This is a genomic window from Kitasatospora sp. NPDC057595 (genome assembly GCF_042800875.1).
Lineage (GTDB): Bacteria > Actinomycetota > Actinomycetes > Streptomycetales > Streptomycetaceae > Kitasatospora.
Map to the genome: position 1 here is coordinate 206,199 of NZ_JBHVGL010000018.1, position 9,871 is coordinate 216,069.

Genomic DNA, 9,871 nt, shown 5'->3' on the forward strand with positions numbered 1-9,871 from the left:
AGACCTCCGATGACGGCGACACGACTTCCGCAGCCCGCCACGTTCCGAACGCCGGCCGGGGCAACACGGTGGCGGCCCTCCCGGGCGGGAATCCTCAACGTCTGGCGCTACTACGACGAGACCTTCACCTTCCACGAGGGCCGGCTCCTCCTGCGGGGACAGAACGGCACCGGCAAGTCCAAGGCACTGGAGGTGCTCCTGCCGTTCCTGTTCGACGCCAGCCTGCGCCCCAACCGGCTGTCCACCTTCGGCGGCTCCGAGCGCACCATGCACTGGAACCTGATGGGCGAGGGCACCTCGGGCAAGACCCGCGTCGGGTACGTGTGGCTGGAGTTCGTCCGCGGCGACGGCGATCCCGCCCGGTTCACCTGCGGCGCCAGGCTCCAGGCCAGCGTGCACACCACGGGTGTCACCGTCGACTACTTCACCACCGACGCGCGGATCGACCGCCCCGGCGGTCCCTCCCTGGTCAACGACGCGGGCCAGCCGCTCACCCGCGCCGCCCTGGCCGAAGCCCTGCAAGGCCGGGGTGAGCTGCACGGATCACCGACCGACTACCGCAACACCGTCCGGAGCACGCTTTTCCCAGGGCTGAGCGAGCAACGCTACGACGCCCTGATCACCGCCCTGCTCCAGCTCCGCACTCCCAAACTCTCCGAGCGACTGGACCCGTCGCTGCTGTCCTCCCTGCTCTCCCGGGCCCTGCCCCCGCTCGGCCAGGGCGAGATCACCGAACTGGCCGAGGGCTTCGAACGCCTCGACCGGCAGCGCGAACACCTGAAGTCCCTGGACGACGAGGTGGCCGCAGCCACCGCCGTCGCGGTCCAGCAACGCGGCTACGCCCGGCGCATCCTGCGCGCCGGGGCGGCGGCGCTCATCTCCGCGACAACCGAGATGGACAACCTCACCCGCATCGCCAGGGAGAGCGAGAAGGAGCACGCCGAAGCCCTGCGCCGGCGCGATGAGGACAGAGGGGCGCGGGAGGAGCTCGACCACCGGCGACAGGAGATCGAGGGCACCATCGAGGGACTGCTCGACTCCGAGGCCTACCGGCAGGGGCAGGAGCTCGACCAGCTCCGTCGCAGGACCGACCAGGCCGTCGGGACCGCCGCCCGTGCCCGCGCCGCCGCCGACCGGAAGGTTCAGGCGGCCGACGAGGACGCCGGGCGTGCCGACGACGCACGGCTGCGCTCGGAGCAACGGGCCGAACACACCCGCGCGGCCCGGGAGGAGACGCGCGGCGCGGCGCGGCGAGCAGCCATGGAATCCGTCTACACCGAGGTGCAGGAGCTGCTCGGCGCCGCACCGGGGCCGTCCGGGGACGCGCAGGAGCAAGGGCGCACGGCACGCCGCCTGCTGCGCGGCGCGGTCGTCTCGCGGCACGGCCAGATCGCGGAGGTCCGCACCGCGGTCGAGCGTCATGAGCGTTCCCTCGCCGACCGGACGGCGGCGGAGCAGCACCTCGACACGGCGCGCGAACGGCTGGCCGACGCGACTGCGAAGCGAGAGGCGAACGCGCACGCCTACGAGACGGCCGTCGACGCCCACGCCGACCGGCTGCGCCGATGGGCAACGGCCGCCTGCACCGAGCTCCTGATCGACGACGTCGAGGAAGTCGCCTCCCGCGCCGCCGTCGAGACCGACGTCCTCGCGCTGGTCGAAGCCGCCGCCCGGGCCGTGGAGAGCTCCATCACCGCGGACGAGACGACCGCCCGGGCCGGCCGGGACGGCGCCCGCGCCCAACGTGACCTGGTCGTCGGGGAACTGGAGCGCACCGCTGCCGCGGCGGACCTCCCGCCGGTGCCGCCGCGCACCCGCACGGCCGACCGGTCGGTCCTGCCCGGTGCGCCACTGTGGCGACTGCTCGTGTTCCGGCCGGACGTGCCGCCTGCCGACCAGGCAGGGATCGAAGCGGCCCTGGAAGCGGCCGGCCTGCTCGACGCCTGGATGACCCCCGACGGAGGCCTCGTCGTCGCCGGGCACGACACCCTGGCCGACCCGGCAGCGGCCCTTCCCGCACCAGGCCCCTCGCTGCTCGACGTCCTCGCTCCGGAACCCGACGGCCCGGTGCCGTTCGGCCGGGTGCAGAGGCTGCTGGCCGGCATCGCCTACGGCCCCACGCTCCCGGCGGACCACCCGGCCGCCGTGGCGGCCGACGGAAGCTGGCGGCTGGCGACGGTGGTCGGCTCCTGGACCAAGGAGGAGTCCAGCCACATCGGCGCCGCGGCCAGGGAGCGCGCCAGGCAGCGACGGATCGCGGAACTCACCGCCGAACTGGCCGGGGCCGAGGCCGGCGTCACCGGCTTCGAGACGAGGCTGCGCGCCCTCGCCGACCGCCGGACGCGCCTCGGTGCCGACCTCCGCTCCCGGCCGCACCACCGGGAGGTGGAGCAGGCCAAACGGGTCCGGGAACGCTCCGAGTCCGAGGTGGGAGCCCGCGAGGACGCCGTGCGCGAGGCCGTCGAACGGTTGGCGAAGCAGGAGGAGGCGGTCGCGGACGCGCTGCGCGTACTCGCCGTCGCCTCGGCCGAGCACGCCCTGCCGACCGAACGCGCCGCCCTGGACGCGACCGCCACGGCGGTCGACGCGCTGCGCGAGCAGGCGGACGTCTGGCTCGACGTGCACCTGGCCTGGACGGCCGCCCAGCAGGCCTGGGACACCGCCCGCGGCCACGCCGAGGCGTCCCGGGGTGCGGCAGCCGAGAGTCTGGGCGAGGCCGAGGACGCCGAGGCCGCCGCCCGCGGGCTCCGATCCGCGCTCCGGGCGGTCGAGAGCACCGTCGGCGAGGACTACCGCCAAGTGGCCGCCCGGATCAGCGACGTCCGAAAGCTGCTCGACCGGACCCGCCATGAGATCGCCACCGGTGACCGGTCGCTCCTCGCCCTCGAAGGCCGGATCGGCGCGCTGGGCGCCACCACGGCCCAGGACGCGGGCCGGCGCGATGAGGCCGTGCTGGTCCGGAACGAGGCCGCCCACGGCTTCCGGCGCCTGTGCGTCCTGGGGTTCCCCGAGGACGCGGGCCTCGGGGTCGTCCTCACCGCCGTGGACGGCACCCGCGCCACCCTTGAGGCGGCACGCTCGACCGCCGCCGCGTGGCCCGACCTGCCGCACGGCACCAGGAACCTCGGCGACTCGCTGAACCGGCTCTCCGAGGCCGTGCACCGAGCCCGCCAGAGCCTCAGCAACCGTGCCGATCTCGAACTCGAAGCCGAGGAGGACATCCACGTCCTCACCGCCACCGTCGACGGCATCCGGGTCGGCGCGAGCGGCCTCCTCGCCATCCTCACCGGCGACCGTGACCGCAGCCAGGACGACATCACCGCCGCCGAACGCAGCCTCTTCGACCGGACCCTCACCGGCGACACCCGTCGCCACCTCGCCTCCCGGATCCGGCAGGCCGGCGAACTCGTCGAGCGGATGAACGGCCACCTCGAACGGGTCCGCACCGCCTCACGGGTGGCCGTCCAACTGGTGTGGCAGATCCACCCCGACCTGCCCGCAGGCACCCGGGCGGCCCGTGAACTGCTGCTCAAGGACCCGGCGCGGATCACCGAAGCCGACCGCGAAGCCCTGCACGCCTTCTTCCGGGGCCGCATCGAGGAGGCCAAGACCCGCAACACGGCGGCGACGTGGGAGGAGCAGCTCGCCGAGGTCCTCGACTACACGGCCTGGCACCAGTTCGTCGTCAAGCTGGACCGTGCCAACGGCTCCGGGTGGCAACTGCTCACCAAGAAGCTCCACGGAGCCCTCTCGGGCGGTGAGAAGGCCATCGCCCTCCACCTGCCGCTGTTCGCCGCAGTGGCCGCCCACTACGAGGCGGTGCCGGAGGCTCCGCGGCTGATCCTGCTCGACGAGGTCTTCGTCGGCGTCGACACCGTCAACCGCGGGCAGGTCTTCGGTCTCCTCGCGGCACTCGACCTCGACCTGGTGCTCACCTCCGACCACGAGTGGTGCACCTACCGGGAGCTCTCCGGCATCGCCGTCCACCAGTTGATCACCGGAGGCGACGGCGACGACGCCGTCACCAGTGCCCGCTTCACCTGGACGGGCACCGAGCTCCTGCCCGATGACGCCGACACGGAGGAACCGGTATGACGGACCGCCATCCGCTCGACCGCCCCGAACTGCGCCCCCTCTGGTCGGCCGTCCACGACCGCCTCTCGACCGGCCGTCCTGTCAGCCGGGTGCGGTCCGGACCGCTCGACGACGCGGGCCGGGAGGCAGTGGCGGACCTCCTCGGACTCGACCGGCTCCCCGGTACGGAACCGACGATCCCGTTGGCCGCTCTCGACGGTGCCGTGCTGGACGCCTGCGGCCGGCCGGTCCGGGACGTCGTGGCCGTGATCCTCGGTCCGCTCCACGACCGGGCCGCCGAGCGCGGACGCAAGGCCGGCGAACGGGACGCCGTGTGGGAGTGGCTGGCCGGCCACGGCGTCGTCACCGCCCAGCCCGTCCTGCTGGATTGGGTCGGCCACCTGCGGGCCGGCGGTCTCGTGGACGGCTCGCCCGAGCGGACCCGGGGCCTGCTGAGCGCCGCTCTGACCGTCCTCGCGGCGCTCCCGGCCGGTGGTGATCCGCTGCCGGTTCTCGCGGCCCGCCACCTCGACGGTGACTCCCACGCCCTCGACGACGGGACGCGGCTGTCCTCCCTGGTCCTGCGGGCGCTGGCGGTGCTGTACGGCACCGACATGCCGGACAGCGCCGAGGGGCGACGCGGGCTCTGGAGCCGAGCCGGCGTGGCCGACGACGAGCTGTCCGCCGGCGTGCTCGCCGTCGGCCTCCGCCCCGGGGGAGAGGGCCCAGTGGCCGAGATCTCCCGGATCTGCGCCGACGCCGGCCACCCCGTCAGCCTCACGCTCGCCCAGCTCCGCACGCCCGGTGACTTCACCGGACCCGCGGGGCCGGTGCACATCACCGAGAACCCCAGCGTGCTCGCCCTGACACTGCGGCGATTCGGCCGCCGCTGCCCGCCACTCGTCTGCACGTCCGGGTGGCCCAACACCGCCGTGATCCACCTGCTGCGCCGACTCGCCGACGACGGAGCATCCCTGCACTACCACGGTGACTTCGACGGGGAGGGCATCCGCATAGCGGCCCACGTCCTCGCCAAGACCGGAGCCGTTCCCTGGCGGATGGGAGCCGACGACTACAGGGCCGCTGCGACAACGTTCCCTTCGGGCCCCGCGCCGGGGCGCCTCACGCCCGCACCGTGGGACGCGGCACTCGTCGAGGCGATGGCCGGACTGCGGACAGCAGTGGTCGAGGAGGTGGTTGCGGACCTTCTCCTGGACGACCTGGCAGACCACTGTCACGAATAGCCGGGCAGCCCCCCGAAGGGCCGAGGGCTACCACCACGTTTCGGCCCCGTCCACGTCGGCTTCGCCATCCGGCGCCGCACCCCCCGAGCCTCCCGCACCTGGTACCGCGACCTGACCGCCGCCCACCGGGCGCGGCGGGCGGTACAGCCGAGTGCGGCGACACCGCTGTGACCGGATCGTTCCGCATCCGGGCCCGATGGGGTCTACGCCCGGGCACCCCGGAGCGGTGAGGATCGGGGCATGACCAACGCACTCCTCGTCATCGACGTCCAGGAATCCTTCCGCCGCCGCGAGAACTGGGCGGCCGTCTCCAACCCCGGGATCGTCGGGCAGGTCGCCCGGCTCGTCGAGCACGCCCGGGCCAAGGGCGACCTCGTCGTCTGGGTCCTGCACGCCGAGCCCGGCACCGGGACGGTGTTCGACCCCGCTCTCGGTCACGTCCGCCTGATGGAGGGGCTGGAGCCGGTGGAGGGCGAGCCCGTCGTCACCAAGACCTCGCACAACGCGTTCACCACCACCAACCTGCAGCAGTTGCTCACCCAGCAGGGGATCCGCGAACTGGTGGTCAGCGGCATCCGCACCGAGCAGTGCTGCGAGACCACCACCCGGGTGGCGGCCGACCTCGGCTACGAGGTCACGTTCGTGGTCGACGCGACCGCCACCCATCCGATCGAGCACCGTGACGCGCCGCCCGGGCGCAGCCTCGACGAGATCCTCGCCGATCCCCGCACGCTGTCCACGGAGGAGGTCATCGCCCGCACCGAGTACGCTCTGGCGGGCCGCTTCGCCACCGTCACCACCGTGAAGGAGCTGACCGGATCGTGACCCGTGTCGTCTTCCTGCTGGTCCCGCAGTTGCACCTGCTGGACCTCGCCGGGCCCGCCCAGGTCTTCTCGACGGGGGCCGACCACGGGCTCGGCTACGCGGTCGGCTACGTGGCCGAGCAGGAGGACGTCCCCACGGCGCAGGGGCTCACGCTGCGGGCTTCCGTCGAGTGGCCGCGGCTCACACCGGAGGACCTGGTCGTCGTCCCCGGCTGGCGGGCGTCGACGCTGCGGGCGCACGGGGACCTCTCCCCGGCGACGCTGGAGCGGCTGGCCGCCCACCACGCGGCCGGCGGTACGGTCGCCAGCGTCTGCGCGGGTGCGGACGCGCTCGGCCGGGCGGGGCTGCTGGACGGGCGCCGCTGCACCACGCACCACGACCTGCAGGACGAACTGGCCCGCCGCCACCCGAGGTCGGTCGTGGTGCGCGACGTGCTGTACGTGGTGGACGACCGGGTGGTGACCTCGGCCGGCATCGCGAGCGGCATCGACCTGAGCCTGCACCTGGTCGCCGTCCGGCACGGGCCGGCGGCGGCCGCCCGGATCGCGCGGGAGATGGTCGTCTACGCGCGGCGCAACGGCGACGAGCGGCAGGTCAGCGCGATGCTCCGGCACCGCGCCCACCTGGTCGACGCCGTCCACCGGGTGCAGGACCTGATCGACGCCCGCTTCACCGACCGGCTCAGCCTCGCCGACCTCGCCGGCGCGTCGGGCGTCAGCGAACGCACCCTCACCCGCCACTTCACCGAGGCCACCGGGCTCACCCCGCTGCGCTACCAGCAGGAACTGCGCGTCGAGCGGGCCGAGCACCTCATCGCGCACGGCGCCACCACGGAGGCCGCCGCCCGCGCCGCCGGCTTCCAGGACGCCCGGATGCTCCGCCGCCTGCGCGCCCGCGCCGGAGCCGTTCGCGGAGCGGACGCGGCGGCAGGGCACGTCGACTCCTCGGCCGGATCGTTGACCTGATCGGCCCGTGGCTGCCGATCGGGGCTTTGCGGCAAGGACAGCCCGTTCACGCCGCCCGAGGTTCCCCGGGTGTTCGTGGACGGCCTGTTCGGGTTCCCATGCCGGCTGGTAGAACATCGTGACCCATCGATGGCAGCCGAACTGGAGAACCTGAGTGAGCACTTACGCTGACCCGCTCGTCGGCGGTGCAACCGCGATGAGCGCGTACGAGGGGCAGGTGTGGGACGCACTCAACGAGCACTGGCAGCGCCGCAACAACCGCCGCGGCCTGCCGAACTGGGCGAGCGCGGCGCTCGGTCGGACCGGTGAGGTCGCGGGAAACGCCGCGCATCGAGTGGCGGGCGCTGTGCCGGAGGCGGTCAGGGAACCGATACGTCGTGCGGGCGGCGCGGTCGCCGAAAGGGCCGTGCGGCCGGCGCTCGGGGCCGCGACAGCGATGCTCGAGCTGGTCAACGACTGGGCCCTGGAGCTCAACGACCCGAGGAGCGTCGAGAAGCTCGCCCGCAAGCGGGGTTTCGAGATCGAGAGCTTCACCGACCTGCGGCAGCAGGACCTCAAGGTCTGCGACCGGCTGCTGACCTTCAACACCCTCACCTGGCGGACCGCCGGCGCCTTCGAGGGTGGCGCCATGGGCCTGCTGGCGATGGTCCCCGTCGCCGGCATACCCGTCGCGATGACGGCGGACATCCTCGTCGTCCAGGTCATGAGCGCGTCGATAGCCACGCGCATCGCGTACTCCTACGGTTACGACGCCAAGGACCCCGCCGAGCAGATGTTCATCCAACGCCTGGTACGCCGGTCCTTCGCGGCGCAGGCGACCAAGGTCGAGCCGCTCCGCGACACCGCCAGGGCGGCGAACGCGGTCAAGGGACGGGTGAGGTGGTCGGCCAAGCTGCGTCAGGATCATCAACTTCTCGCCGCGATCGAGAAGTTGATGAAGCAACTCGGGCCGGCCGGCTCCAAGGCGTCGGTGCAGGACGTCGCCAAGGTCGTGCCGATCGTGGGTGTCCTCATCGGCGCCGGCGTGAATGCCGCGGTCCTCGGCCGCGTGGCCACCGACGCCCAGCGGTACTGCCAGACCCGGTTCCTGTGCGACAAGTACGGGCTTCCGCTGCCGACCGCACTCACGACCGATCGGGACGACGACCCCGAGGCCGACGCCACGTAGTGGATGGCCGCCGGGGACGCGACGCCTCCTCCGTGATCGGTGTACGGCCGACGCGGGGTTCTCGCCGGCGTGTGATCGGTCGGGTCCAGGCTCGGCAAGAACGGGCCCTGGCTGTGACGAATGGGGTCGAAGGGCCCCAGACAGCGGTCAGGTGGCGAACCTACGGTGGCGTTACCTACGGAACCGTAGGTTTGTTCGTCGATCGAGAGTTGAACCGTGAGCAGCACCGCCTCCCACACCCGGTGGACCGACGCCCGACTTCTGCAGGCCCTGGAGGAGGTGGTCGAGCGGGAGCTCAACCGCCATCTGCGGGTCTTCAAGGAGTGGATGCCGCACGAGTACGTGCCCTGGAGCCGGGGGCGGGACTTCGACGGGCCGCTCGGTGGTGAGGCGTGGGCGGTCGAGCAGTCGCCGTTGACCGAGGTCGGCCGGGTCTCGCTGGTGGTGAACCTGCTGACGGAGGACAACCTGCCGAGCTACCACCATGAGATCGCGACCCTGTTCGGCCGGGACGGGGCCTGGGGGACCTGGGTGCACCAGTGGACGAGTGAGGAGGCCCGGCACTCGATGGTGCTGCGCGACTACCTCATCGCCTCCCGGGCCGTCGATCCGGTGGAGCTGGAGCGCGCCCGTATGACCCACATGCAGAACGGCTTCGTCTCCGACAACCGGCACTCGCCGCTCCACACGGTCGCGTACGTCGCCTTCCAGGAGCTGGCCACCCGCATCTCGCACCGCAACACCGGGCACGCCTCGGGCGACCCGGTCTGTGACCGGATGCTGGCACAGGTCGCCAACGACGAGAACCTGCACATGATCTTCTACCGGAACCTGCTCCGAGCCGCGTTCGAACTCGCCCCCGACCAGGCGATGCAGGCCGTCAACGAGGTGGTGAGGAACTTCCGCATGCCCGGCCACGGCATGCCCGGCTTCGAGCGCGCCGCCGCCCGGATCGCCGTCGACGGTGTGTACAACCTCCGCGTCCACCTCGATGACGTGCTGCTGCCCGTCCTGCGCAATCTCAAGGTGATGGAGGCCGGCGGACTGGGGCCGGACGGGCTGAAGGCCCAGACGGAGCTGGGACTGATGCTCGACGGTCTGGCCGCCCAGGCGGCCCGGTTCGACGAACGGCAGGCGGCGATCCGTGCCCGGCGGGCCGCGGCCAAGGGCTGACCTGCCGGGGCGTTTGGATCAGACGCGGAAGTAGGGATAGAGTCTCCCAGTCGCTCGACAGGGAGTACCGGACACGCATCGGCGCGGACGGTCCCGGGGTGGCCAATCCTTTGAAACACACTTCTCGGTTCGGACCGGGTCGCTTTCGCATGCTCGCGTTGCGGCCCGGTGCTTATGTGGTGTGCGCGTTTTATTGGATTGCGGCCGGATTCGCTTTTCGGAGCGGGGATCGGTTAGAGTTTGGAACGTCGGACGGGGCGTCAAGCCGCAGAAGACACCAGGGAGTTGGGCGAAGGAAGCGCCGGAAACGGAGCGGAAAACGTCTGATAAGCTGGAAACACGAAAGAACGAAGCGCCCGGAGGGCCCGCTGGAAGGCGGCTCGAAGGAAGCGTCCGTTCCTTGAGAACTCAACAGCGTGCCA

The 9,871-nt window shown here is 72.3% G+C and carries 6 protein-coding genes; all 6 read left to right on the plus strand.

The window, feature by feature from the left end:
* Positions 1-9: 9 nt before the first annotated feature.
* The 6 genes from ACFU9E_RS25695 (at position 10) to ACFU9E_RS25720 (ending at position 9,449) form a co-directional block, all read left to right on the plus strand.
* Positions 10-4,095 carry a TIGR02680 family protein gene (locus ACFU9E_RS25695; protein WP_380683272.1) on the plus strand — a complete coding sequence of 1,362 codons (4,086 nt, stop codon included), beginning with the start codon at positions 10-12 and terminating at the stop codon, positions 4,093-4,095.
* Positions 4,092-5,318 carry a TIGR02679 family protein gene (locus tag ACFU9E_RS25700; RefSeq protein WP_380683271.1) on the plus strand — a complete coding sequence of 409 codons (1,227 nt, stop codon included), beginning with the start codon at positions 4,092-4,094 and terminating at the stop codon, positions 5,316-5,318. The genes ACFU9E_RS25695 and ACFU9E_RS25700 overlap by 4 nt, the downstream gene beginning before the upstream one ends.
* Before the next feature lie 240 nt (positions 5,319-5,558).
* Positions 5,559-6,143, plus strand: a complete 585-nt coding sequence (locus ACFU9E_RS25705) for a cysteine hydrolase family protein (protein ID WP_380683270.1) — start codon at positions 5,559-5,561, stop codon at positions 6,141-6,143.
* Entirely contained in the window at positions 6,140-7,108 is a 969-nt protein-coding gene (locus ACFU9E_RS25710) for a GlxA family transcriptional regulator (protein ID WP_380683269.1), read from the plus strand. Before ACFU9E_RS25705 ends, ACFU9E_RS25710 begins: the two co-directional genes overlap by 4 nt.
* A gap of 196 nt (positions 7,109-7,304) precedes the next feature.
* Positions 7,305-8,276, plus strand: a complete 972-nt coding sequence (locus ACFU9E_RS25715) for an EcsC family protein (protein WP_380683268.1) — start codon at positions 7,305-7,307, stop codon at positions 8,274-8,276.
* Between the two features lie 216 nt (positions 8,277-8,492).
* Complete coding sequence (locus tag ACFU9E_RS25720; RefSeq protein WP_380683266.1) at positions 8,493-9,449, plus strand: acyl-ACP desaturase; 957 nt, start codon at positions 8,493-8,495, stop codon at positions 9,447-9,449.
* Positions 9,450-9,871: the final 422 nt, after the last annotated feature.

Bases quoted from the DNA above. Each gene is read 5' to 3' on its own strand.
- ACFU9E_RS25700 (WP_380683271.1), top strand. From the start codon at position 4,092: ATGACGGACCGCCATCCGCTCGACCGCCCCGAACTGCGCCCCCTCTGG.
- ACFU9E_RS25695 (WP_380683272.1), top strand. From the start codon at position 10: ATGACGGCGACACGACTTCCGCAGCCCGCCACGTTCCGAACGCCGGCC.
- ACFU9E_RS25705 (WP_380683270.1), top strand. From the start codon at position 5,559: ATGACCAACGCACTCCTCGTCATCGACGTCCAGGAATCCTTCCGCCGC.
- ACFU9E_RS25715 (WP_380683268.1), top strand. From the start codon at position 7,305: ATGAGCGCGTACGAGGGGCAGGTGTGGGACGCACTCAACGAGCACTGG.